Source organism: Cronbergia sp. UHCC 0137, from assembly GCF_034932285.1.
GTDB lineage: Bacteria > Cyanobacteriota > Cyanobacteriia > Cyanobacteriales > Nostocaceae > Cronbergia.
Map to the genome: position 1 here is coordinate 1 of NZ_JAYGHC010000007.1, position 25,128 is coordinate 25,128.

The 25,128-nt window shown below is 37.8% G+C and carries 23 protein-coding genes; 9 read left to right on the forward strand and 14 right to left on the reverse strand.

Going from position 1 to position 25,128, the window contains the following annotated elements; genetic code table 11:
* The first annotated feature begins 16 nt into the window (after positions 1 to 16).
* The 3 genes from VB711_RS04710 (at position 17) to VB711_RS04720 (ending at position 3,558) form a co-directional block, all read left to right on the forward strand.
* Positions 17 to 172 (forward strand): DUF4351 domain-containing protein, encoded by a 156-nt coding sequence (locus VB711_RS04710; RefSeq protein WP_323284733.1) that lies wholly within the window; start codon positions 17 to 19, stop codon positions 170 to 172.
* 229 nt (positions 173 to 401) lie between these two features.
* Positions 402 to 665 (forward strand): DUF4351 domain-containing protein, encoded by a 264-nt coding sequence (locus VB711_RS04715; RefSeq protein ID WP_323284577.1) that lies wholly within the window; start codon positions 402 to 404, stop codon positions 663 to 665.
* 34 nt (positions 666 to 699) lie between these two features.
* A complete protein-coding gene (locus tag VB711_RS04720) occupies positions 700 to 3,558 on the forward strand; it encodes a UPF0182 family protein (RefSeq protein WP_323284734.1) in 2,859 nt (952 codons plus the stop codon).
* 89 nt (positions 3,559 to 3,647) lie between these two features.
* On the opposite strand, the gene VB711_RS04725 is transcribed toward VB711_RS04720, so the two are convergent.
* Genes VB711_RS04725 through VB711_RS04735 form a run of 3 tightly spaced genes read right to left on the reverse strand, consistent with a single transcriptional unit; the run spans position 3,648 to position 4,858 of the window.
* Positions 3,648 to 4,229, reverse strand: coding sequence for a Uma2 family endonuclease (locus VB711_RS04725; protein ID WP_323284578.1), 582 nt, complete (start codon positions 4,227 to 4,229; stop codon positions 3,648 to 3,650).
* Positions 4,230 to 4,256: 27 nt separating this feature from the next.
* Complete coding sequence (locus tag VB711_RS04730) at positions 4,257 to 4,640, reverse strand: type II toxin-antitoxin system VapC family toxin (RefSeq protein ID WP_323284579.1); 384 nt, start codon at positions 4,638 to 4,640, stop codon at positions 4,257 to 4,259.
* The gene (locus VB711_RS04735) at positions 4,637 to 4,858 is read right to left on the reverse strand and encodes a hypothetical protein (protein ID WP_323284580.1); all 222 of its coding nucleotides are present in this window, start codon (positions 4,856 to 4,858) and stop codon (positions 4,637 to 4,639) included. Before VB711_RS04735 ends, VB711_RS04730 begins: the two co-directional genes overlap by 4 nt.
* A gap of 166 nt (positions 4,859 to 5,024) precedes the next feature.
* Between VB711_RS04735 and VB711_RS04740 the strand changes: the two genes are divergently transcribed.
* From VB711_RS04740 to VB711_RS04750, 3 genes are all read left to right on the forward strand, one after another.
* Positions 5,025 to 5,171, forward strand: coding sequence for a hypothetical protein (locus VB711_RS04740; protein ID WP_323284581.1), 147 nt, complete (start codon positions 5,025 to 5,027; stop codon positions 5,169 to 5,171).
* A 97-nt stretch (positions 5,172 to 5,268) separates the two neighbouring features.
* On the forward strand, positions 5,269 to 5,523 hold the full coding sequence (locus VB711_RS04745) for a hypothetical protein (RefSeq protein WP_323284582.1): 255 nt from the start codon (positions 5,269 to 5,271) through the stop codon (positions 5,521 to 5,523).
* Positions 5,516 to 5,959 (forward strand): type II toxin-antitoxin system VapC family toxin, encoded by a 444-nt coding sequence (locus tag VB711_RS04750; RefSeq protein ID WP_323284583.1) that lies wholly within the window; start codon positions 5,516 to 5,518, stop codon positions 5,957 to 5,959. Before VB711_RS04745 ends, VB711_RS04750 begins: the two co-directional genes overlap by 8 nt.
* Positions 5,960 to 5,989: 30 nt before the next feature.
* Here VB711_RS04750 and VB711_RS04755 read toward each other — a convergent pair whose 3' ends face one another.
* From VB711_RS04755 to VB711_RS04780, 6 genes are all read right to left on the reverse strand, one after another.
* A complete protein-coding gene (locus VB711_RS04755) occupies positions 5,990 to 6,247 on the reverse strand; it encodes a hypothetical protein (protein ID WP_323284584.1) in 258 nt (85 codons plus the stop codon).
* 329 nt (positions 6,248 to 6,576) lie between these two features.
* The gene (locus VB711_RS04760; protein ID WP_323284585.1) at positions 6,577 to 9,687 is read right to left on the reverse strand and encodes a tetratricopeptide repeat protein; all 3,111 of its coding nucleotides are present in this window, start codon (positions 9,685 to 9,687) and stop codon (positions 6,577 to 6,579) included.
* Position 9,688: 1 nt separating this feature from the next.
* A complete protein-coding gene (locus tag VB711_RS04765; protein ID WP_323284586.1) occupies positions 9,689 to 10,015 on the reverse strand; it encodes a hypothetical protein in 327 nt (108 codons plus the stop codon).
* A 134-nt stretch (positions 10,016 to 10,149) separates the two neighbouring features.
* Positions 10,150 to 10,641: a DUF29 domain-containing protein gene (locus VB711_RS04770; protein WP_323284587.1), complete on the reverse strand. Its 492-nt coding sequence runs from the start codon at positions 10,639 to 10,641 to the stop codon at positions 10,150 to 10,152.
* 108 nt (positions 10,642 to 10,749) lie between these two features.
* Positions 10,750 to 10,968, reverse strand: a complete 219-nt coding sequence (locus VB711_RS04775) for a hypothetical protein (RefSeq protein ID WP_416233561.1) — start codon at positions 10,966 to 10,968, stop codon at positions 10,750 to 10,752.
* Between the two features lie 4 nt (positions 10,969 to 10,972).
* Entirely contained in the window at positions 10,973 to 11,134 is a 162-nt protein-coding gene (locus VB711_RS04780) for a hypothetical protein (protein WP_323284588.1), read from the reverse strand.
* Between the two features lie 743 nt (positions 11,135 to 11,877).
* Here VB711_RS04780 and VB711_RS04785 point away from each other — a divergent pair.
* Positions 11,878 to 12,849: a PRC-barrel domain-containing protein gene (locus VB711_RS04785; RefSeq protein ID WP_323284589.1), complete on the forward strand. Its 972-nt coding sequence runs from the start codon at positions 11,878 to 11,880 to the stop codon at positions 12,847 to 12,849.
* Between the two features lie 279 nt (positions 12,850 to 13,128).
* Here the strand turns inward: VB711_RS04785 and VB711_RS04790 are convergent, their stop codons facing one another.
* On the reverse strand, positions 13,129 to 13,659 hold the full coding sequence (locus VB711_RS04790; protein WP_323284735.1) for a hypothetical protein: 531 nt from the start codon (positions 13,657 to 13,659) through the stop codon (positions 13,129 to 13,131).
* Positions 13,660 to 13,747: 88 nt separating this feature from the next.
* Here VB711_RS04790 and dnaN point away from each other — a divergent pair, with 88 nt between their 5' ends.
* Together dnaN and VB711_RS04800 are read left to right on the forward strand one after the other, a co-directional pair.
* Positions 13,748 to 14,896: a DNA polymerase III subunit beta gene (gene dnaN / locus VB711_RS04795; RefSeq protein WP_323284590.1), complete on the forward strand. Its 1,149-nt coding sequence runs from the start codon at positions 13,748 to 13,750 to the stop codon at positions 14,894 to 14,896.
* A 163-nt stretch (positions 14,897 to 15,059) separates the two neighbouring features.
* Complete coding sequence (locus VB711_RS04800; RefSeq protein WP_323284592.1) at positions 15,060 to 18,302, forward strand: type ISP restriction/modification enzyme; 3,243 nt, start codon at positions 15,060 to 15,062, stop codon at positions 18,300 to 18,302.
* Between the two features lie 82 nt (positions 18,303 to 18,384).
* Here the strand turns inward: VB711_RS04800 and VB711_RS04805 are convergent, their stop codons facing one another.
* From VB711_RS04805 to VB711_RS04820, 4 genes are all read right to left on the reverse strand, one after another.
* Positions 18,385 to 19,572, reverse strand: a complete 1,188-nt coding sequence (locus tag VB711_RS04805; RefSeq protein ID WP_323284593.1) for a TRC40/GET3/ArsA family transport-energizing ATPase — start codon at positions 19,570 to 19,572, stop codon at positions 18,385 to 18,387.
* Positions 19,573 to 19,639: 67 nt separating this feature from the next.
* Positions 19,640 to 21,007: a UDP-N-acetylmuramoyl-L-alanine--D-glutamate ligase gene (gene murD / locus VB711_RS04810; protein ID WP_323284594.1), complete on the reverse strand. Its 1,368-nt coding sequence runs from the start codon at positions 21,005 to 21,007 to the stop codon at positions 19,640 to 19,642.
* A 283-nt stretch (positions 21,008 to 21,290) separates the two neighbouring features.
* Positions 21,291 to 23,441 carry a glycine--tRNA ligase subunit beta gene (gene glyS, locus VB711_RS04815; protein WP_323284596.1) on the reverse strand — a complete coding sequence of 717 codons (2,151 nt, stop codon included), beginning with the start codon at positions 23,439 to 23,441 and terminating at the stop codon, positions 21,291 to 21,293.
* 311 nt (positions 23,442 to 23,752) lie between these two features.
* A complete protein-coding gene (locus VB711_RS04820; protein ID WP_323284597.1) occupies positions 23,753 to 25,039 on the reverse strand; it encodes a tetratricopeptide repeat protein in 1,287 nt (428 codons plus the stop codon).
* Positions 25,040 to 25,128 lie beyond the last annotated feature (89 nt).

Sequence of the window (25,128 nt, forward strand, 5' to 3'; positions counted from 1 at the left end):
AAAACTGGAGTTAATTATCCGGTTACTAAATCGGCGTTGTGGACAAATTCAGCCTTATTTAACTGAACGAGTTCATCAATTATCTATGGAAAAGCTGGAAGAGTTGGGAGAATCTTTATTAGATTTCTCTTCTATCAGCGACTTGGAAGGATGGTTGCAAAATAATTCATAACTATCAATCCTTCCCTTATATTTTCCTGTGAGTGATTTAAGGTTGTTTATTTCTAATATTTTGATGTGACTCATTTTGAATTTTGGTAGTTAAAACCGCTAATAACGTAAGTTGCTTTTTAAAATTAAGTGAGGTGCGTCAGAACCTTAAAATTAGTGATTTTAGTCTAAATTATTCTGTCTGATGCACCCTACAAACTACAAAACATCCGATTGAGGAGGAAAGAAAGATGCCCTTGGTTAGTCCAACCGAAAAACTTGCTATAGAACGTGGTAAACTTGAAGGGAAGATTGAAGGGAAGATTGAAGGAAAGATTGAAGGGAAACTGGAGTTAATTATCCAGTTGCTAAATCGGAGTTGTGGACAAATTCAGCCTTATTTAACTGAGCGAGTTTATCAATTATCTATGGAAAAGCTGGAAGAGTTGGGAGAATCTTTATTAGATTTCTCTTCTATTAGCGACTTGGAAAGATGGTTGCATAATAATCCATAACTATCAATCCTTACTAAGCTTATTAATTATGAAAATCATTTGGAAATGGGGCTTTAGATTTCTAATTATATTCCTGGGGTTATTGCTATTTTTGCTAATATCATCCCATTTAGGAGCAGAAATATTTTGGTTTCAGGAAGTTGGCTACCTGCAAATATTTTCATTAAGAATAATCACCAAAGCGGCTTTATGGTTAGTTGTCGCTAGTATCACAGCAACTTATTTATTCGCAAATCTGACAATAGCACAAAGACTAAAACATCAAGATCAGGGAAAAAAGGCCTTACTTCCCTCCTCAATGAGATTGCGCTGGCTGTTACCCGTGATCTTGGTTTTAACTATGCTGGTGGGGTTATTAGTGGCATATTATGGGCAAATTGGTCTAACCTATTGGCAAAAAGGAATTGATCAGGCTAGTTTATCCGTTCCCATTTTATTGCGACCAGAGATAATTTTACAGATGGGAAGACAGATGATTTCTCAAGTCTGGGGTTTTGGGATGAGCTTAGGAATAGCTATTATATTATTAGTTTATCCCCAAATCTCCCTCAGAGCGATCGCTCTCGTCTTGAGTATTGGTTTTGGTTGGATGATTTCTCAACATTGGGGAAAATTTCTGCTTTATTTCCACTCTATTCCCTTCAACAGTTCCGAACCTTTATTTAATCAAGATATCGGCTTTTATATATTTTCTCTCCCTTTCTGGGAACTATTGGGATTTTGGTTAATTGGATTATGTTTATATGGCTTCATTTCTGTTCTTCTCACCTATCTTTTATCCGCAGATAGTTTAAGTCAAGGCTTTTTTCCTGGTTTTTCTCCACCGCAACAGCGTCACTTATGTGGGTTAGGTGGATGTTTAATGTTAGTAGTGGCTTTGAGTTATTGGTTAAGTCGTTATGAATTGGTTTATTCACCCCGTGGAGTCAGTTTTGGTGCTAGTTATACCGATGTCAATATACAATTACCAGCAGATACAGCTTTATGTATTTTAGCTGTTGGTATAGCCACTTATCTATTAGGATTAGCTTTTTTCTGGAAACCAAAACCTAAAAATCACCAATTGGTAATTTCCATCTTGAGTATTTATTTAGTTTTGGTAGTTGTAGGTGATATAATTATCCCCACTGTCGTACAATATTTAATCGTCCAACCAAATGAATTAAAACGAGAGCAACCCTACATCGAAAGAACTATTGCTCTAACTCGTCAAGCATTCGATTTAAACGCAATTGATGCGATCACTTTTAACCCCCAAGGACAATTAACTCAAGCTGATTTAAAAATCAACGACTTAACAATTCGCAATATTCGTCTGTGGGATCAAGAACCGTTATTAAAAACTAACCGACAATTACAACAAATTCGACCTTATTATCGTTTTCCCGATGCAGATATTGATAGATATACGATAAAAACAGAACCATCCGCAATTGAACCCACTGAAAAACGTCAGGTACTAATTGCCGCGAGGGAACTAGACTATAATAATGTACCACAACAGGCGCAAACTTGGGTAAATCGTAATTTAATTTACACTCATGGTTACGGTTTCACCATGAGTCCCGTTAATACGGTTGCTCCTGGTGGTTTACCTGAGTATTTTGTGAAGGATATCGCAGGTAATAATGAAAACCCTTTGACTACTTCTAGTCCAGCTATTCGTGAAAGTATCCCTATTGGACAACCCCGAATTTATTATGGTGAAATTGCTAATACTCATGTAATGACAGGGACAAGGGTTAGAGAATTAGATTATCCTAGTGGTAGTGATAACGTTTACAACGTATATGATGGTTCAGGGGGAATTACCATTGGTTCACTGTGGAGAAGGTGGTTATTTGCTGCTTATTTAAAAGATTGGCAGATGGTATTTACACGGGATTTTTTGCCAGAGACAAAGGTATTATTTCGCCGAAATATTAATGAAAGAATTAGAGCGATCGCCCCTTTTTTACAATTTGACAGTGATCCGTATTTAGTAGCTGCTGACACCGAACAAGGGAATGGTCTTTACTGGATCATTGATGGATATACAAAGAGCGATCGCTATCCTTACTCAGACACAGGAGAAGACGGAATCAATTATATCCGTAACTCAGTCAAAATCGTCATTGATGCCTATAACGGTACAGTTAATTTTTATATAGCAGATAGCAGAGATCCGTTAATTAAGGCTTGGTCAGAAATCTTTCCCGACACATTCAAACCGCTCAATACCATGCCTGTAAATCTCCGCAGTCATATCCGTTATCCAGTTGACTACTTTAAAATTCAATCTGATCGGTTGATGATCTATCATATCACATCACCCCAGGTATTTTATAATCGGGAAGACCAATGGCAAATTCCCAATGAAATTTATGGGACTGAAACTCGTCAACTTGAACCTTATTATTTAATTACCAGTTTACCCAATGTCCCCTTTGAAGAATTTCTTTTACTCTTACCTTACACACCCAAACAGCGAACAAATTTAATTGCTTGGTTAGCAGCGCGATCTGATGGAGAGAATTACGGTAAACTTTTAATTTATATCTTTCCTAAAGAACGGTTAATTTACGGAACAGAACAAATAGAAGCGCGAATTAATCAAGATCCGGTAATTTCTCAACAAATTTCTTTATGGAATCGGCAAGGTTCAAGAGCAATTCAAGGTAATCTGTTAATTATACCCATCGAGCAATCTTTGTTATATGTTGAACCAATTTATTTAGAAGCAACACAAAATAGTTTACCGACTTTAGTGCGAGTAGTTGTAGCTTATGAAAATAGAATTGTGATGACGCAGACTTTAGAACAAGCGTTACAAGCAATTTTCCAGCCAGAAACCACACCAGCACCGGCGATAATTCGTCCTGTGGAGGAGGAAGGTGTACCACCAGTTAATTAATGAACTTTTTTGATATGCTAACAACTGCCCCAACATTGCCAATGCTTTCTTTGATTTGTAAAGACTGCTGGAAGAGGTTGATCGCTTCTTTACATCAACGATCGCATAAAATCATTCACTGCATCATATTGATCTGCCATTCGGGAATAAAACTCTAGTGACCGCAAATCCAATTCTGGTAATAATTCACTCTTACTTACTAAGTCATATCCTGTAGAACGCAAACAATAAACCGAAATTACACCATCTTGCCAAAACCAAACCTCTGATACTCCGACTCGACGATAAATTTCTAGGGTGTCAATTCCACCAGTGGTAACTATTACCTCAATTGCCAAGTCTGGAACTGGTCTGCGTGTACCCAAACAATAAGACTCATCTGGTTCTTTGCGAGCGCCTAATTCTTTTGTCCCAATTGTTGTACTACCGCGTCCATAAAAACGAATATTTTTCACCCGCATATAAATCTCTAAAAGCTGACCTAAAGTATTTTTAGGTTCTTCATGGGCATCAGATAAAGGAGTCATAATTTCTAAACACCCATCTAAATAAGTTAATCTCGCTCCAGTTTCTGCCAAATCTGTATCTAATTTTTCCAGAGTTTCCCATGTTAGATTGGATAGCAAAGCTCTAACTGGATTTATTTCAGCTTGAGAAATTGTGACAACCATTTGATTCACCTTTTGCGATAGCTACAACTAATTAATAGAAGGTTGATGTAAATTTAAACCTTTAATAAAGCGAAAATCTTTCACATTCAAGGTATATAAATCAATCTGATGCACTAATGCTGTTGCAGCAATTAAAGCATCAGGAATACTTAATTTATGACTAAGTGAATAATTTTCCATTAATCCAATAAACTGAGTAGATATCATGACATCAATAGGTAAAATATGGAGTAATTTTAAATGGGTTTTAATTTTTTTTAACTCCACATTATTGATAGCACCATAGTATAATTCAGCTTGAGTAATAGAACTAATGGCTAATTGATTGATACCCAGAAAACTTAGTTCAGAGATCACCTGAGAATTGTTTTTATAAAATTCTATGATGATATTGGTATCACATAAAATCATTTATTTTCTGTTCTCCATGCTTTTTGACGAATGGATTCAGTGGTAATATTTCTAGTTTCCCACATTCCCGCTAGGGCAAAAAAATCTTGTTGATTATCAGCTATATTGGTGTTATCTTCTACTACTTCTACAGAGTTGACAAAATCTAAAGCAGAAATTATTGTTAATAGCATCTCGGCTTTTTCTTTATCGGCAACTTGAATGATTAATTGTTGCATATTTTTGTAATCAGTTAATTTAATTATTATACATTATTTTTCTGGGTTATGTCGAGTAGCAGGAAAACGATATATCTGGTGAGCTACTGCTAACCAACTTCAAAATTATACCTAAATAGCGATCGCATCTGATAAAAATTATCAAGTTATTCTTCTGATACAAATAATGGCTTTTTATGTAATGTTAGTTAAGGTTAATGAAGATAATCAAGGTGTTACTTGTAACTTCGGTACTGATCCCGAACATTTAGGGAAAGTTCATCTTGATAAACATAATGGAAAAATTCAAGAGATTGAAGCCTCGAAATCATAAAAAAGCTGAACTGATATGCTAAAATTGTAGAACAAGTAGCAACTTAGGTCATTATAAAATAAATATTAACGTTCACTCCTTACCAATCACCACAGCTATGAACAGAGAATTAGTCAAAAAATTAGTTGAAATTATCCATTGCTTATCCCCAGAAGAACAACGATTATTAGAAACAGAATTGCAAATTAAATCTGATTGGACAATGATTAAGCAAAATATCTTTAAAAGAAGAGAAAGCCTGAATCAAAAGCTAAATAATCAATCTTCACAAGATATAATTACTAATATCATTGCAGAAATGAGAGAAGAGAGAATTGACGAGTTAGTTAATTCTTTTAGCCCCCATGAATAATTATTTAATTTGCGTAGATGCCAGTTTTATTGTTAATTTAATCAACAGTAAATCTGTAGATTCACCATTTATTCAATTATGGGAAACTTGGCAAGAAAATTCTGTCACCATAATTGCCCCAACTTTATTTTATTATGAAATCACTAATGCTTTATATCGTATGAATCAAGCGGATTTATTGAGCATTGAAGAAATGGAAGGAGCTTTACAAGATGCTTTGCATTTAGGGATAATTCTTTATGGAAACTCGCAAATTCCTCAACTGCATGAAATGGCAATAAATTTGGCAAAAACACTCAAATTATCTGCTGCTTATGATGCTCATTATTTAGCATTATCAAAGCTATTAAATGCAGAATTTTACACTGCTGATAAACGTTTATATAACAGTGTGAAATTATCGTTAAACTGGGTAAATTTTATTTCTCATGCTTAACTTCCACCTGATATGTCTTCATTTTCTCTTTTAATCTTCATCATCAGCATCTTGTTGTAAAATACGACTGTTTAATCTTTCATATTCATCCTCTAGTAGCCACATTTTAGCGGCTTCATAATTGTCACTGGTAAAGATAATTTTATAGTTTTGTGCAGGGTTATGGATACAGAATTTTCCTGATTGTTCTTTGACTAACATCAGAATATAAGGAGGAGATATCAAAGTATCTACCCAGATTTCTGCAAACTCCCATTCAGTTTGTTGTTTTGATGTTTGTTGCAGCATTTTCAAAATTTGGAAGTTTAAGAAATTACCTTAACCATTTGCCATTTGTTGCACATCATTAATAATTCTCTTCACTGTCTCAGCAGTGGGAGATTGAATACGCTGCAATATCTCTAAAGACTGCTGTAAATATTCCAGTGCAGTCACAGAATCTCCTTTTTGATATGCTAACAACTGCCCCAACATTGCCAAAGTTATCGCTTGACCTTGGACATTGCCAATGCTTTCTTCAATTTGTAAAGACTGCTGCTAGAGGGCGATCACTTCCTCTATTTTTCCCGTATTGGCGTAGATACCAGCTAACTGGTGCAAATTGAATAATTAATGCGTTAATTTTCTATACGGTTAATTATTTCCTTCACTTTTTCAGCATTAGGGGATTCGATCTTCTGGAATATCTCAAAGGATTTCTGTAAATATTTCCGTGCAGTCACAAAATCCTTTTCACTATATGCAAGCTGTCCCATCTCCATCAAAATAGAAGCTTTTCCTTTACCTGTTTCATTGCCAAATTCTTCTTCTATTTGTAAAGCTTGATAAAAATAAAAAAGTGCTTTATTTCTGTCTCCTTTTCTAGCATACACAGCACCTAAACATTGCAAAGTTGAGGATTTATTGATTACATCTCCAATGCATTCTTTAGTTTCTAAAGACTTTTGGTATTGAGCTAATGCTTTATCAAATTCTCGTTTTTGGACGTAACAACGTCCAAGTTCGTGAAAAATCGCTGCCTGATTGTAGAAATTTTCAGTACGTTCGTTAATTTCCAAAGACCGATTGTACAAGGTAATTGCTTCGTCAATTTCTCCCTTATCGAGGTAGGTACTAGCTTGGTTATGAATAATTGTTGCTTTTGCTTCTTCATCTGTTGCTGGACAGAGTTCTAATGCTTGTTGATAATGTTGATCTGCTTGTTCAATTTCACCAATTTCTTGTTCAGCACGAGCTAGATTAAAAAGAATTTTATTGCTTTCAACAATATCTAAGGTAGATTTGCACAGATAAATGGTTTCACGAAATCGGCTTTTTTGATTCCAGTGAGCCGCCAAATCTGATCCAACTTTTGAGGCAATTTCCCCTTTTTTCCCCAACAACGCTAACCGATGAATTTCTAACACTTCTTCTTCTGTTCTGGTTTCCCCTTGTTTCCACCACAGACGATACAACACCTCAGCCGCTTGTTGATGCAAGGTTTCTACATGAGTGGATAACGTCAACGGCAAAATTCTCGGTACTCGCAACGACTCATCAGGACTAACTTCCAACAATCCCAACGCCACCGCCCGATTGATATAATCTGCCAAATTGGGGATATTTTCACAAACTGCGGTTAATGCTTCTCTGGGGACTGGTAACTCAAACACCAAACCTTGTGACAACATTTCCCCCATCGTTGCATCCATTTGTTGCAGCAAAGCCTCAGCTAAAACCTGTTCTCGCAACTCCACCGCATCAACTTCTAAACGATTGAGAATTGCAACTTGGTCAACAGTGGAATTTTGCAAAATCTTATCCAACCATTCCAACAACCGAGGATTACCATCAGCTAACCTCCTCGCTTGAGATTTCAACGCCTCATCTACCTGAGATTTTGCCCCAAAAGCCTCAAGACGACTACACTTTTTTGTTAAATCTGCCCCCCGCATTCCCTCCAACGGCTGTTTATAGAAATACCGCAACTGGCTAAATTCAAAATCATAACGACAGGTGAGAATTAACCGGTGGTTGGTGGATGTTTCCCGAATTGCCCAAACTAAAGCCGTTAAAACCTCTACTGCTATGGGTTGCAAACGACCTAACCCCCCTAACCCCCCTTCCCTGCTAGGGAATGGGGGAACTAGACTCCCCTCTCCTTGTAGGAGAGGGGCTGGGGGAGAGGTCAATTCTAAATTCTCCTCAAAATCATCCAACACCAATAAAAACGGATTTTCCCCAGCGTCCGACAACTGCTGAAATACCCGCTTGAATCTAAATTTCAATTCCTCATCAGGATTTTGTAGCTGTTTGCGTTGTTCATTATCATCCAAATTTTTCACTAACTCACTAACTAAACTCGGTTCATCAATTCTCCCTACCAAGACAACACGCTGAAAATGCGGGAGGCGATCGCACAGTCTGGATGCTAAACTACTCTTACCTAAACCACCCATCCCATAAATTAATACCCCTATTTCTTCCGTTGATTGTGTCAGCGTCCTTAAACAACTTTGCAACTGACGACGACGACCAACAAAACTCTCACGGGTCGGAACTTTTATTTTTTGAGTCGCAGGATCTAAAAATTTCGTGCTAACAGAAAGCGGTGGTGGTAGTTTACGATTGGGAGTACCTTTAGGTGTCACCAATTCCCCTGGTAAATTATCCGCCGCATATAATCGCAATAAATGCCAATCCCGTGCTTTGTTTTTGATTAATGTTTTATAGGTAATCGCCACCGCTTCGGTGATTTGCTTTCCGGCGGCTAATTCTCCATATAATGTCGCTGCTGCTTCTGTTGCTTCAACTGCTGAAACTGCTTGTCCCCATCCCAAAACAGCTTTCGCACCAGCATTTAGCAATTCTTCCGCCATTGAAGGGACTGAACCATAATTAGCGCCATCACTCCCAGCTTGTCCAGTGCGACAACCGGAGAGGAAAATCAATTTGGGTAATCGGAATTGTAGTGCTTTTTGGAAATCTTCTGCACTGGCATAATCAGCTTCTCCGGTTTCCGTTTCGGTAATAAATTGGGGTTGTCCATCGGTAATTTTGGCATGACCGGTAATATGGAAAATATCAAAATAATCTTTACCGTGATAATCCACTAAATAACGCAACTCTGATAAACAACCGCTTTCTTCCACTGTCAAAGCTAAAGGTTGTCTTCCCGTCGCTTCTAAAATTCGCGCTTCTTCTGCTTCAAAATCTAATACAGGTTCTACTCCTTGGGGAGAAGTAGCCATAAATAAGACTTGCAAAGCGCGGTTTTCTGGTTTTTTTTCTACAGACAATGTTTTTACAGAATCCGATGATACCCACCGTACAGGAATAATTGACCGTTGCACCAGAAAGCTTTGACTATCGTGCAGAACTTCCCAAGGTAAATGATTGAGAGACTTTCCAGGTTGTAGAGACGTTGTATTATTTTGTAGAGACGTTCCATGGAACGTCTCTACAGAGGTGCGAATGGCTAAAATGATTCCTTGACGCTGATATTGATTGATGAGTTTTTGTAACCATCTGTCACTCCCATCTAACCAGTGATACAGCCGCTTCCCTGTGACTGCGTAATCTTCAGCATAAGAGGAAACGTAATAATCTCTTTCTGCTAACTCAATTAAATCACTGATATCACTCAAAGGGAGAGTGCGCTTTTCGTATTGGTTGTAATTATCAGTAAAGTAGCGTAACTCTACATAATTACCGGCAACGGCTTTCAGGTCAAGGTGAAGAATCTGCACGTTATGATTCTAAAATTTGGCGAATTTCCTCAATTGTGGCATTTTCTAACAACAATCGTCTACCATTACGCCCCACAATCAGAACTTTAGCAATTTTTTTTCCAGACTGACTCTGTTTATACTCTTGATACCATTTGCGAATTTGTTCAGCAATGGCGATTGTTCCACCAACCAAACCGACAATAGTAGCAATTGTAGTAATTACTGCCTCTTTTCTCGCTTCTTCCGAATCTATAGTATAGTCCCCAGTTATACCCTCAATCGCCAAAAGCTCCTCCGTAGCTGCAATTGAATCTTCACCCTCAATCAAAAACTTAATTTCTGCCATAAATTTACCTAAAAATACTTAATTTTTCTGATATAATTTAAACTATTAGTAAAATAATGTCAAACTAGATTTATTAACCTCTGCAAAACCTATTTGAGAGCGATCGCCATTTACTTTTCGCTGCTAGTTGAGCATTACCTTGTAGAAACCTGACCTGGGTAGGGATTATCGGGTTTACATTCTTTTTCACCAGATAGGTTTGGTAAAAATTCATTATCTAATATTTCTATCATTGCATAATCACAATTTTCTCCAAAGGTTTCATAAGGCAAATTAGTTTCCTTCACAGCCAAGTTAATCCCATCTTCATAACTTAATTTTAATGCTTCTTCTAAATAAGATTTTAAACTGGGACTATCTGCTAATATTCGCTTGATTTGAGTGCGTTGTTCTCGAATAGTTGCTAACCAACTATTACTGTGTTTTTCCGGTTGATATTGCCATTTTAATAAATGTCCCAATAATAACCCTAAACGGTTAATTAATTCTCTTCTTTCTTGTCTTCCCAATGCTTCTATCTCTTCAATTAGGTTTAACTTGTCTATCGCTTGCCATTTTTCTTCTTTTAGTAGTTGTGATTGTGCTTTTGTCCAGCCATAAAAATCAGAATCGTAAAGTTCACTCATTGTTTTTACCTGCATCCACTCTTCTAAATTTAATAAATATTCTTTATTCGTAACCGTTCAGGGGGTGTAAAGAAAACGAAAAACAACCCCCAAAATCAAACAATAAAATTAAGCAGCTTTCAACAAGTCAGAATCATCAGAACAAGTAGTATTTTCTGGAAGCAAAGAAGGTACAGTTGTAGAACCACGAGCCGCAACAACAGCTTGAGTGATAAACTCCAAAACATTACGCTGTTGGGACTTGAGGCTTGTAACCACAGTTAACATCCGAGCCACAAAAACACTACCAGCCTGAGGAAAGAGAGCCAAAACTAGTCCGTCTGCCACTGCGTTACTCGCTTCCAGCCTGAGTTTGTTGACTGTTCCCAAGTTTTTTTGATTGCTGTTCTATTTGCTGCGCCATTTCCTCCACCAGTTTTTTGACGCTGGTTGGAGTCTTTCCCCAATCTTCTGGGGATATCTGTTCTAAGTAATTGACGCGCTTTTCTTCCATGTCACTTAATTTAACAGATTTTTGGGGGAATTTTTAACGAACTGACCAGTCAGCACTTGCCCTATCGCTCTCCTACCCCCCTGAACGGTTACCCTATATCACCTTAGAGAAGTCCACAATATGTGATGGCAAAATCATTAGACATCTCCAGAAACTAAATATGCGTGACCTAAAACCCCCGTAGAAACGTTCCATGGAACGTCTCTACAATCTTTACCAGAGATGTCTATTTGGAATTAATTTAGTATTTGTCGAGACAAAAACTGATTTTATAGTTCCTTAGTCCATCTTGTCACTAATATTATTTTTTGTCTTAAAATTACCTGCTGAATGTAGGCTATAAGTCTGTATTAACAATTACTCCTGGAATTAAGGGAATAATACAGGGATTCTGGATGTTAAAAAAGTATGCAGTTAATTTCGCTCAGGCACTCATAGCATATTGCAGGAAAGTAGATTATTGTAAGTTTGCAATTTACAATGATATAATTAAGGGAATCTATAGTTGAAAGTGAATCAACCAGAGGTGTATACTCAAGTTTTGTGTACCAGGTGAAGGTTTTACCAATTGCCGCTTCTGGCTTGGTCAGTCGCCAAAGGGGGGAAAACTCTCTAAGCGACGCTGGCTAACCAATTACCAGCCTAAACTAAATAATAAGCAACTTAAGTTAATATATCTACTTGAGTTTCTGTTAAAAATAGTATATACATAAACCGGATTCGAGATCAGGACTCCGTATAGAATGACCTCCGAACAAGTAATTAGGCGTTCCGACATATTGAACACCCAGGTAATCACTCGCGATAATGGCAAACGGCTAGGAATCGTGAATCAAGTCTGGGTTGACATTGATCAAAGAGAGGTTGTGGCTCTTAGTTTGCGAGACAGCCTGATCTCTATTTCTAGCCTGCCTCGCTATATGTATCTCAATAATATCAGCCAAATTGGTGATGTCATCCTGGTAGATAACGAGGATGTAATTGAAGATATTGAAATTGAAGCCCTCAGCAACTTAGTTAACTGGGAAGTGATAACTGAAACTGGGGAAGTTTTAGGCAGGGTGAGAGGCTTTAAATTTAATGGGGAAACTGGTAAGATATATTCAATAGTCATCGCTTCCTTGGGATTACCGCAAATTCCTGACCAGTTTTTGAGTACCTACGAACTTTCCATTGATGAAGTTGTCAGCACTGGCCCTAGCCGGTTGATTATCTTTGAAGGTGCGGAAGAAAGGGTAAATCAATTGACAGTCGGTGTCTTAGAACGGCTGGGTATTGGTAAAGCACCATGGGAGAGGGATGCAGAAGAAGAATATGGTTATTCTCCTCCACGTACGGTTTCACCGGCGAATCAATTACCCAGTGGCGTACCATTACAGCCACCCAGACCCAAAGTTAGAACTCCTGAACCGATAGCTAGGGAAGAGGAGGAATGGACTGAGGATTATGTGGAAGAAGAAAGGCCACAGCGTCGGGTAATGCAAGCGCGACAGTATGAATCTATTCAATACGAGGAAGACGAGGAAGATAATTGGAGTGAGGCAACGGGTAGCGATAGATATCAAGCAGCCCCCAAATCGGAAGCACAAGCCTACAAATACGACGATTATGACGATGTAGAAGGTGATGCTTGGGATGATGCACCTAAACCAGTGAATATTCCGAAAAAGGTGAAGGAAAAACAGCCAGAATACGAAGAAGAAGGCGGATATTAAGCTCACCTCCAGTCCCTCACAAGGGTAGGTATTTTACATTGTCGTGAGGGCAAGACTTGGGGGACAAGGAAGGACAGTGGACAAGGGAAAAAAACCGTACAAATGATGTACAATTGGCAACAAAAACTGACGCTCAACAGACCATTTCTTGTATAAAATCTTCCTTGTCTACAATACCTCCTTGTCTTCCAAGTCCAGCCTTCACAGATAATATTAAAAACCTACCCCTGTCAGACCTCCAGCCCCCTCTAATATAACGAAGAGGGGGTTAATTTTTGTTTATTTAATGGCTGAATTGGCCATTTTGATTAATTCATTACGGCTACCAGCTTTTAAGCCGATGGTATATTGAATGCCCTGATATCGCCAGGTTAATGTAGCATCTGAGCAATTAGCACCACATTGGAAATCGACAAAATAGCCAGTGATGCCTTTAGCTAAAAGTACAGCTTTACCTGTGAGTCTGGGTGTTTGTTTATTTACTTTCTCAGCAGTCAGTAGACCCAAGCGGCAAGCAGTTCCACCACTACAATCGGGGCTAAAACCTAGTAATATCTCATATTTATTTTTTGTAGCGGTTTCGATAATGGCGTAAAGTGGGTTTTCGGTATTTGATTCAGGGATATACTTTGGTAAGAGCAGCTTAATTTGAGACTTTTGTTTTAATTTAGGGAGAATGGGCTTAAAAACTGGGTTTATTTGCTGTTGTGTGAGGGATGGTAGAGCGATAGCTCTTTGTTCAAAAGTACCAGGATAAGCGAAAAAAAGTAAAGCAGACAAAGCGTAAAGATTTTTATAGCTGAAAATCATCTTTGGCAACATACTATATATTACGTCAGGTTAAATAACTATACTGCACACGGTGTTAGGATAATCTTCACCTGATGAATCTATAATTATGAAATTAGTTTGCTCTCAAAGTGATCTCAGTACGAACCTCTCCCTAGTCAGTCGTGCAGTACCATCACGGCCTACTCATCCAGTTTTAGCCAACGTGTTGCTACAAGCAGATGCTGAGACTAACCAAGTTAGTTTAACAGCCTTTGATCTCAGCTTAGGTATCCGTACCAGCTTTAGTGCAGAGGTATTAGAAGGGGGAGCGATCGCTCTTCCTGCTAAACTATTAGTAGACATCACCTCTCGTCTACCAGAAGGAGAAATCACCCTAGACGACGAATCAGGGGAATCGACAGGAGAAGGCTTAATTGTCACCCTCACCCCCAAAAGCGGACGTTATCAAGTGCGAGCAATGGGAGCAGAAGAGTTTCCCGAATTACCCATAATTGAAAGCTCAGAGACAATTCATCTCACCACAGCCGCATTGATTGAAGGATTAAAAGGTTCATTATTTGCCACCAGTGCAGATGAAACTAAACAAGTTTTAACTGGAGTACATTTAACAGTTAAACAAGACACCTTAGAATTTGCCGCAACAGACGGACACCGTTTAGCAGTAGTAGAAACCACAAACGAGCGCCCTTTAGATGACAATAATCAGCTAGAGTTAACAGTACCAGCTAGAGCATTACGCGAACTGCAACGGATGTTAGCTCATAGTTCCTCAGAAGAAACAGTAGCAGTATCTTTTGATCAAGGTCAAATAGTATTTGCTTGGCAAAATCAACGTTTAACCAGTCGTACTTTAGAAGGACAATATCCCGTTTATCGGCAACTCATACCCCGTCAATTTGAGCGACAAGTTACCCTTGAAAGACGGCAATTTATCAGCACCTTAGAACGTATTGCTGTGTTAGCAGATCAAAAGAATAATATCGTTAAAGTCAGCATTGATAGTGAAGCTCAAGAAATCACCTTATCTTGTGAAGCGCAAGATGTTGGTAACGGTAGAGAATCAATGCCAGCACAGATATCTGGGGATAACATAGATATTGCCTTTAACGTCAAATATTTAATGGAAGGCTTAAAGGAGTTACCATCTTCCGAAATTCAAATGCACTTAAATCAAAGTCTTACCCCGGTAATATTTACCCCTTTAGGAGGGTTAAAAATGACTTATTTAGCAATGCCTGTACAACTGAGAAATTAAGAAATATCTGATTATTTCTCTTGTGATACTAAGATCAAACACAAGTAGAGACGTTCCATGGAACGTCTCTATAAAAAAAGGGTTTTTCTTTCATAAATTGACTTAAATAAGCGGTATTAACTTCCCTTCTTTATTTGCGGTTCATTTTTTTTAGATTATCATCATGACTGAATTTACCAACTATCTAAACGATTTACAAGAAAATATCAAACGAGGTGGAGAACGCAGCCATTACCCCAGCTTAAAAAATTTAATAGAAAGTTTAATGATTGGGATTAATGCCAGAATTGAAGAAAAAGGAAATCAAGCAGGAATACCCGATTTAACTATCAGAAAAAATGATCGGATTGTGGGATATATAGAAGCCAAAGATATTAATGTTGATTTAAGCAAAGCAGAAAAAACTGAACAACTCAAACGTTATTTAGAATCAAACATTGGTTATAACTTAATTTTAACTAATTATCTAGAATTTTGTTGGTATGTAGACGGAGAATGTGAAAAGACCGCCAAAATAGCTGATTTAGAACAAAACGAAATTATTCAAGTTAATGATTTACAACCCATAACAGAATTACTGCAATTATTTCTCAATCAAAAAGCCAAAGATATTAATAACTATTATGATTTGGCTAAAGAAATGGCAGCTTATACCAAAACCATTAAAAATGCGATTGAATCAACTTTAGATACAGAAGAAAAAACCGATGAATTAAATCAATTAAAAGAAACATTTAAACAGATATTGATTCTTGATACAGACAATCAACGGTTTGCTGATATGTATGCTCAAGCTATTGCTTATGGTTTATTTACTGCGAAAATTGGTCATGCACAAAACCCAGGAGAATTTACATTTAACCGGACAACAGCAAGTATTTATATTAGTGATAGAATACCCTTTTTAAAAGGTTTATTTGATATAGTTATTGCCACTGATAGCGTTAGCAAAATTCATAAATCAATTGAAAATTTAATAGAATTATTAAATTCAGTTGACATGACCAATATTTTAGAAACATTTGGAAGAGAAACACGGACAGAAGATCCGGTTATTCACTTTTATGAAACATTTTTAGCTGCTTATCAAGCTTCATTAAGAAAAAGTAGAGGAGTTTATTACACTCCTGAACCTGTAGTAAATTTCATTGTCCGTTCTGTTAATGATATTTTAGTTAATGAAGAGATTTTTGATTTAGAATATGGTTTAGGAAATAGAAGAGTAACTATTCTTGACCCTGCGACGGGAACAGGAACATTTTTATATGCAGTAATTAAACAAATTCGTGATAATGTCGTTAAATATGGTGTTGATAAATGGAATACGTTTTTAAGAGATGCAAAACTTTTAAACCGTTTATTTGGGTTTGAATTGTTGATGACTCCTTATACCATAGCACATTTAAAATTAGGATTATTATTAGGAGATTTGGGTTATAAATTTGCACCTGAAGAAAGATTAAAAATTTATTTAACTAATGCTTTAGAAGAAGGAATAAAGCAAAGTGAATTAATTCCTGGTATTACACAAATTATTGCAGAAGAATCAAGTCAAGCAGCAAAAGTAAAAACAGAAGTTTCTGTTACAGTTGTATTAGGAAATCCTCCTTATTCTGTGAGTTCCCAAAATGCCAGTAAACGCAAAAGGATATTAAATCAAGAAGAGAGATATTTAGCTGATGTTGAATATACTGGTTCATTTTGGAACAGGATTTATAAAACTGGTAAAGCTGGTAAAACCATTACAGAATTAACCCATATTGGAGAACTTTTAGAGTTATATAAAGGAAGAGTTAGATTAGAAAAAGAGAAGAATATTCAACCTTTAGATGATGATTATATTAAATTTATTCGTTTTGCTCAACATCAAATTGAAAAAACTACTCAAAATTGTGGCATCATTGGTTTTATTACTAATCACTCTTATCTCAACGGTTTAATTCATCGAGGAATGAGAGAGGAATTATTAAAGTATTTTGATAGATTATATATAATGGATTTACATGGTAATTCTTTATTAAAAGAAACTACACCAGATGGAAATGTTGATCAGAACGTTTTTGATATTCAGCAAGGAGTAGCAATTCTAATTGCTGTACGCGAAAAAAGTCATCCTGATTATGGTTCTACTGCTTATAAATCCAGAGATGGAATTAAGGAAATGGCTAAGGTATTATATTATGATCTTTGGGGAAATCGTGAGGATAAATATAAGTTTTTAGAATCAGCAAGTTTAGATAATGTTGATTGGATAGATTTACAACCAACTGAACCGAATTACTTTTTTGCCCCGAAAAATTTTGATTATGAAGATGAGTATAAACAAGATTTGAGTATTACTGATATATTTCCAATTCATGCTGCTGGTTCGCAAACCAGGAGGGATAATGTATGTGTTGATTATGATAAAGAAAACCTAACAAATCGGTTTAACGATATTGCAATAAATGCTAACTTAGAAGAATTAAAACAAAAATATAATATCACAGACACAGAATATTGGAGTTTAGAAAAAGCTAAATTACATATCCAAGAAAATGAAATTCAATCAAAACTACTACTATATGCTTATAGACCATTTGATAATCGCTGGGTTTATTATAATCCTAATATTATTGAAAGAGGAGATAGTCGTAAAGAATTAATGGGACATTTGCTAAAGGGTAATAACATGGCTTTACTTTCTTGTCGTCAGCAAGTTGAACCAGGTTTTTATCATATATTTTGTTCAGAGATTTTAACAGAACGTTGTATTGTATCGCTTAAAAGTAGAGAATTAACTTATGTTTTTCCTCTCTACACATACCCAAATACAGAAAATGACCAAACAAATCTTTTCTTAGAAAAAATTCCTAACTTATCCTCAAAATTCTTAGAAGTTATCAGAACAAAACTCGGTAAAAAACCAACACCGGAAGAAATATTTTACTATGCTTATGCTATATTTCACAGTCCTACTTATCGTAGTAGATACGCTGAATTTTTGAAAATAGATTTTCCTCGTCTTCCCTTAACCAGTAATCAAAACCTTTTTAACTCATTAGCTATCAAAGGAGAAGAGTTAGTTAATTTACATTTAATGAAATCTGATACACTCAATACCTTAACTACAACATACCAACCAATAGGAGATAATCAAGTTAGTGAAGTTACTTATAATTCAGAATTACAAAGAGTTTATATAAATAAACGAAGTTATTTTACAGATATTCCCCAACATATCTGGGAATTTAAAGTTGGTGGATATCAAGTATTAGATAAATGGTTAAAAGATAGAAAAAATGCTAGTCGAAAATTATCTACTGAAGAAATTATACATTATCAAAAAATTATCATGGCTTTAACAGAAACTTTGCGTTTAATGCAAGAAATTGATAGTTTAATTCCCAGGTTTCCCATAGAGTAAAAAATATTGGTTTTTCTTACGTCAAACACCGCTTTATATGGGGAAACCCGTCCAAAGTGAAGGGCTTCCCAATCTATGGTAATTACACCTTTACAATGTCAGCGAAGCGGATTTTTAAATAATCATCTTCCATTTTTGCGCCTGATGGTTGCAGTGCTGCTAAGGCTTGGGGTAATACCAAATTACGACGATGATTACCAATGGTAATGTTTAATTCATCCCCGGTTTTACTAAGTTGAACTTGGCTTTTGGGGATATTAGGTAAATAAAGTTCCAAACTGTATTGGCCATTTTCTTGAACAACTCGAATAGTTGTTTCTTTGTAATAAACTTGAGCCGGATCTTCATCTTTGTAGAGGGTTTCTTTCAATCTTTCTAAAGCTGCCAAACCACACATTTCTTCCGAAAAAAGTGGCACTTCTTTCACAGGTAAAGGATGAAAGTTGTCATGAATTTCTTGGCGATATTGTTCTTGATTTTCTTTCCAACGTTGGAAAAATGGGTCTTGAACTTCTGGGGGAATGATCCGATTAGCTACTACTAAATCTGTTGCTACATTATATAAACTTAGATAAGCATGGGCGCGAAGAGATTCTTTAATTACCATCTTTTCTGGATTTGTCACCAGCCGGACGGAGGTTTGTGTATTATCAGTTAATACTTTTTCTAGGGCTTCTATTTGTTCATAAAACTCATAAGGGGCATCCATTACTTCTTTATCTGGTAAGGAAAAACCTGCAATTGGTCTAAATAAAGGTTCAACCAAAGGTCTGAGTGCGACGGAAATATTTTGAAACGGTTTGTAAAAACGCCGCATATACCAGCCACCAACTTCTGGTAAACTTAAAAGACGCAATGCTGTACCAGTAGGGGCGGAGTCAATGATTAAAACGTCAAATTCCCCTTCGTCATAGTGACGTTTCATTCTCACTAAGCCAAATATTTCGTCCATTCCTGGTAAAATTGCCAACTCTTCGGCTTGTATGCCGTCTAAACCTCTGGCTTGTAAAACTTGGGTAATGTAGCGTTTAACCGCACCCCAATTTCCTTCTAATTCTTGCAGTGCGTCTAGTTCTGCACCCCATAAATTAGGGCGAATTTGTTTTGGTGCGTGTCCCAATTCTAAATCAAAACTGTCTGCTAGGGAGTGGGCGGGGTCTGTACTTAAAACCAATGTCCGGTAGCCGAGTTCAGCACAGCGAAGTCCAGTAGCGGCGGCGACGGAGGTTTTTCCTACGCCACCTTTACCTGTCATCAAAATTACGCGCATGGATGATTGCCTGAGTTATTTACATTTATTTACAATCTAACGTATTTAGCTAGGCTTTTGCTTTATTTCACGCAGAGGCGCAGAGGCGCAGAGAGAGTTGGCGAAAATGATCTCCACGGATTTCAAAGTTGGGGTATTGGTCGAAGCTGGCACAGGCTGGGGATAGTAAGATTACAGGTGCGTGATGCTGTTGGGCTAACTCTGCGGCTTTGGGAATGGCTTTTTCCATTGTTTCTACAATGTGATAATTTGAATATCCGATTTGTTGTAGACGTTGGGCAAATTTAGGTGCAGCAGTACCAATGAGTAAGACAGCAGCAGCTTTTTCTTGAATTTTGGCTAACCATGCGTTATCGTCTCCGGCTTTGGCTTCTCCACCAGCAATCAAAATTGTGGGACTTTTGACTGATGTTAAACCAACTTCGGCGGCATCATAATTGGTGGCTTTGCTATCATTAATAAAGTCAATATTTTTCCAGGTACAGATATGTTCTAAACGATGGGGTACGCCGGGAAATTCTTGTACAGCTTGGATAATAGCATTTTTATCTATTCCTGCTAAACGGGCTGCTGCTACGGACATGAGGAGATTTTGCTGGTTATGTTCTCCTACCATTCGTAAGGCGGAAACTTCAACTATGGGTGTTGGTGTGGAAGTGGCTGTTAATTTTTCTATTACCCAACCATCTTGAATATAAAAGCCTTTTTCACTTATTAGGTGATATTTTCCTTTAACGCTTGTCCAATAAGCATCTGGCCAATGGGTTAATCCAATTTGGCTTAAAAAGGCATCGTCGCCGTTGAATATTTGTAACTGAGATTTTTTTAACAGTTTGGCTTTGATATTATAATAGTTATCTAAGGTTTTATGGCGAGCAAGATGGTCTGGTGTGAATGTTGTCCAGACTCCTATTTGAGGTGCTAGGGTGTTGGAAGATTCGATTTGATAACTGCTAAGTTCGCCAATTATCCAGTCTGGTTTTTTTGGAAGTAGGGCGACTTCACAGGCTGCATGACCAATGTTACCACAGGCGGGGGCGTTGAGTCCGGCGGTTTGAAAAATGGCAGCAGTTAGGGCTGTGGTGGTGGTTTTACCGTTTGTGCCGGTTATGGCTACCCAAGGAATGTTTTGCAGGTTTCGCCAAGCTAGTTCCATTTCGCCTACGGTTTCAATTCCCTGTTCTCGCGCTTGGATTAGGAGGGGTATGTCCCAAGGTACTCCGGGACTGACTACTATTAATTGCGGTGAGTCGTCTAAGTTGGGGGTTGATTGTAATTTGACTGTAATTTGTTCGGTGGCGAGTTCTTGTTGTTGTTGGAGGAGGGTTGGGGAGGTGTTGAGGTCATTTATTTCTACCTCCCAGCCTTCCTGTTTCAACAATCTTGCCGCAGCAACACCGGATTTTCCTAATCCAATTATCGAGGCTCTTGGCATAGACTGTGTAGCAGAGTTCCCTGGTTAAGCTTTTCTATGGTAACGCGATTTGTTCACAGTTACACAATTTTTTGTGAGAAAGTCCTGGCGACTGGAAGTCGCGGCTACACAGACAAAACCCACCTCCGTGGGTTTAAAACCTTTTTTGTGAGTTTTACAGCAAATTGTCATCAAATCTACCACAGATGGAAGGGGAATTAAACGCAGATGAACGCAAATTAACGCAGATGAAGGATTAATTCCACATTATTTTTGTGGTGGGTTTAATCGAAAACTGCTGTAACTACAGGTTTTTGACGATCGCTCCAAAGTCTGCTAAAATGCGGGCATGATTTCGCAGTAATCCGAGCAAATTTAGGCGATTTCGTTTAATTTCTGGGTTGGAGTCCATGACTAGGACGCTATCTTCACCATCAAAGAATTTGCTGAGGGTGGGGGCGATTTTTTCGAGTCCAGCGATTAATAGTTGATAGTTGCGTGTTTTTTGTGCTGCTTGGGTTTGGGGGGCTAATTCGATTAAGGCTTTGTAGAATGCTGGTTCGGAGGGTTTTTGGAAGAGTTCGGGTTTGATTACTGTTGTTGGTTCTAGTTGCTGGAAGTCTAAGTCTCCCTGGGCGGCGAGACGGGTGGAACGGTTGACGGTTTCGTAAATTTTATCTAGTGTACCATCGTTGCGGATTTTTTGTAAGTAAAGAGAGCGATCGCGCACGTCTAATAAATCTTCTAACGCCCTCTCTGTATACTCTTTGTCATTTTCGCCTAACACAGCATTGACTAAATCATAATCTATCTGTTTTTCTTCTTGGAGTAAGGTGCGAATCCGTTGGAGAAAAAAGTCTCCCAAGGCGTTATTTAATGATGCTTGATCTTTATTAAATGCTGTGGTAAAATCTGTTGTAATTTGCTCTAATAATTTATCTAAATTAATTGGCAAATTCGCAAACCAGGTAATATTAATGATTGCGTTTGCGGCTCGACGCAATGCAAAAGGATCAGATGAACCTGTGGGTATTAAACCTAAACCAAAGATACTCACTAAAGTATCTAATCTATCCGCTAAACCGACAATTTGACCTGTGATGGTTTGGGGTAAATTATCGTCGGCGTTTCTGGGTAAATAATGTTCAACTATTGCTGTAGCCACTTCTGCATCTTCACCACTGGCTAAGGCGTATTTTTCGCCCATGATTCCTTGCAATTCTGGAAATTCATACACCATTTGGGTGACTAAATCGGCTTTACATAATAAGGCTGCTTTTTGGATTTGTTGGGTTTGAATTTCGGTTAATTGTAGTTGGCTGGTAAGGCGTTCGGCAATTTTGACGACTCGATTAATTTTCGCACGAACAGAACCTAAATCTTCTTGGAATGTGACTTTTTCTAATTGGGGTAAAAAGTTTTCTAAAGGTTTGGCTAAATCGGCTTCATAAAAAAATCGACCATCTGCTAAACGCGCTCGAATTACTCTTTCATTTCCCACTGCAATGATATCTGATTTTGTCGGGTCGCCGTTGGAAATGGTGATGAAGTTGGGTAATAATTCTTTGCTGTCAGCAGATTTGAAAACTGGGAAGTAACGCTGATGACTTACCATAACTGTGGTAGTTACTTCGGTGGGTAAGTTTAAAAATTCATCTTCAAATTTTCCAACTACGACGGAAGGATATTCGACTAAATTTGTCACTTCTGCTAACAGTTCAGGATAAATTGGTGTGTGTCCGCCTAACTTTTGTGCTGTTGCTTGTACTTGTTGGGCGATAATATTTGAACGTTCTTCAGGTGCGACAATTACAAACGCATCACGCAAGGTATTTACATATTCTGTGGCGTGGGAAATGGTGACGGGTTCGGGGTGTAAAACGCGATGAGTTTGGGATATTCTATTACTGTTGACAATTTTATCGCCATTTGCTAGTTCTAAGGGTAAAATTTCTCCATCTAACAAAGCGACTAACCAGCGAATGGGACGGGAAAACCTTTTATCTCCATCTCCCCAACGCATTAATCTTTTTCCTTCTAAATTCCAAACCCATTGGGGAACAAGTTCGGTTAAAATTTCCCCGACTGGTTTTCCGGGAGTCTTTTTCTGAACGAAGACAAAATCACCTTTGTCTGTGGGTCGAATTTCTAAAGCTTCTAGTTCCACACCTTGTTTTTTGGCGAAACCGACTGCTGCGGGTGTGGGTTTACCATCTTTAAATGCTGCTTGTGCGGGGGGTCCTTTGATTTCTTCTTCTCTGTCTGGTTGCTGGGTGGGTAAACCGGTGATCAGAACTGCTAACCGTCGGGGTGTTCCGTAAACTTCGATAGATTCGGCTTTGAGGCTATGGGTTTCTAAAGTTTGGGGAATGCGCGATCGCCATTGTACAATAGCGTCACTCAAAAAGTTTGCTGGTAGTTCTTCTGTACCAATTTCTAATAAAAATGCAGTCATCTTCTTAATTTTGTTTATCGGTCAATTCTACCAGTTTACCTTGACATTAAGCTGGAAGGACAATTTTTTTCACGCCGAGGCGCAGGTAAGCTGTCAGAATCAAGATGTCCAGGATTAGAGGATTAACAGGATATTCTTTGTCTGAATCAGGATGTCCAGGATTAGAGGATTAACAGGATATTTTTGATCACTTATGGTTTTTATAAATGATAGAATTAATATTCATGAGGATTCAATATTCACAGAAAAGCTATAAACTACAATCCTGTACATCCTAAAATCCTGGTTATCCTGATTCAGACAAACTATTTTTATCTAACTCGCTGTAAGTTGAGGATTTCTTGATAATATTGCATATTTCCTTCTTGATAAAAGAGATCAGCAGATTTTTGCAGGTCTTCAATTGCTTTTTGATCATTGTTTAAGTTGCGCTGAATATGTGCGCGGACTAGATAAGCTAAAGCATAACGGGGTTGGAGTTGTAAGGCTTGGTTTAAGTCTTGAAGTGCTGGTTGTAGGTTTTGTAAAAGTAGATGACTACGACCTCGATTAAACCAATCTTGGGCTAAGTTAGGATTAATAGCGATCGCTCGATTGTAATCTTTGATGGCGCTATGATAATCTCCTAAAGCATAATGAGCATTGGCGCGATCGCTGTACAATATTTCTAACTGGGGATTTAGTTGTAATGCTTGGTTGTAATCAGCGATCGCACTAGCAAAGTCTTGTAAAATATAATGGCTAGAACCCCGATTATAGTATGCTTCTAACAAATTAGAGTCTAGTTTTAATGCTTGATTATAGTCTTGAATTGCTGCCGATAAGTTTCCTAACAAACGGTGAATATTACCCCGATTCAAGTATGCTAGAGCAAAATCAGGAGCGATTTCTATGGCTTGGCTATGATCGTCAATTGCTCTTGGTAAATCTTGCATAGCTTCCCGTACCATTCCCCGTCCATAGTATGCGGTAGCTAAACGAGGATTCATCTGTAATGCTTGATTATAGTCTTTGATTGCCCCTTCATAATTGCCCAATTGGTGATGCTCTCTAGCCCGATAGCTGTAGACTAAAGCCAGGGTGGGATCGATCTGTAAGGCTCGGTTATAGTCGTTAATTGCCCCTTGATCATCTCCCAATGTACTATATATTAAGCCCCGTTCACAGTAGGCTTGTACGTCTTCAGGATTGAGTTTTAGGGCTTGGTTGAAATCAGCGATCGCTCTTTGATATTCTTGGAGTTGGCAAAAAACTAAACCTCGATTATAGTAAGCTTGGGCAAAGTTGGGGTTAATTTCTAAGCTGCGGTTGTAATCAGCGATCGCTTCTGTATATCTACCTAAAACCTGAAAAATATTCCCCCGATTATTATACCCTGGGGCAAAATTACCATCCCACTGCAAAGCCGTTTCTATATCTGCAATAGCCCCTAAATTATCTCCACGCTGAAATTTTGCTAAACCCCGGTTATGGAATGCTTGAGCTAGACTTTCAGGACTATGATTTGTGGTTTTTAGATAGTTAGCGATTTCTTTGGAGTGCTGATCCTCCGCGATAGCGATCGTCTGTTCATCATCTAAATTAGGTAGAATAAACATTATCCCCAACTTTATTTTTTCATTTTGTGTTTTTAAATAAGAATAGTTTAACAGATAAAATCATCCGTTTTAAATAGGTGGACAGAATA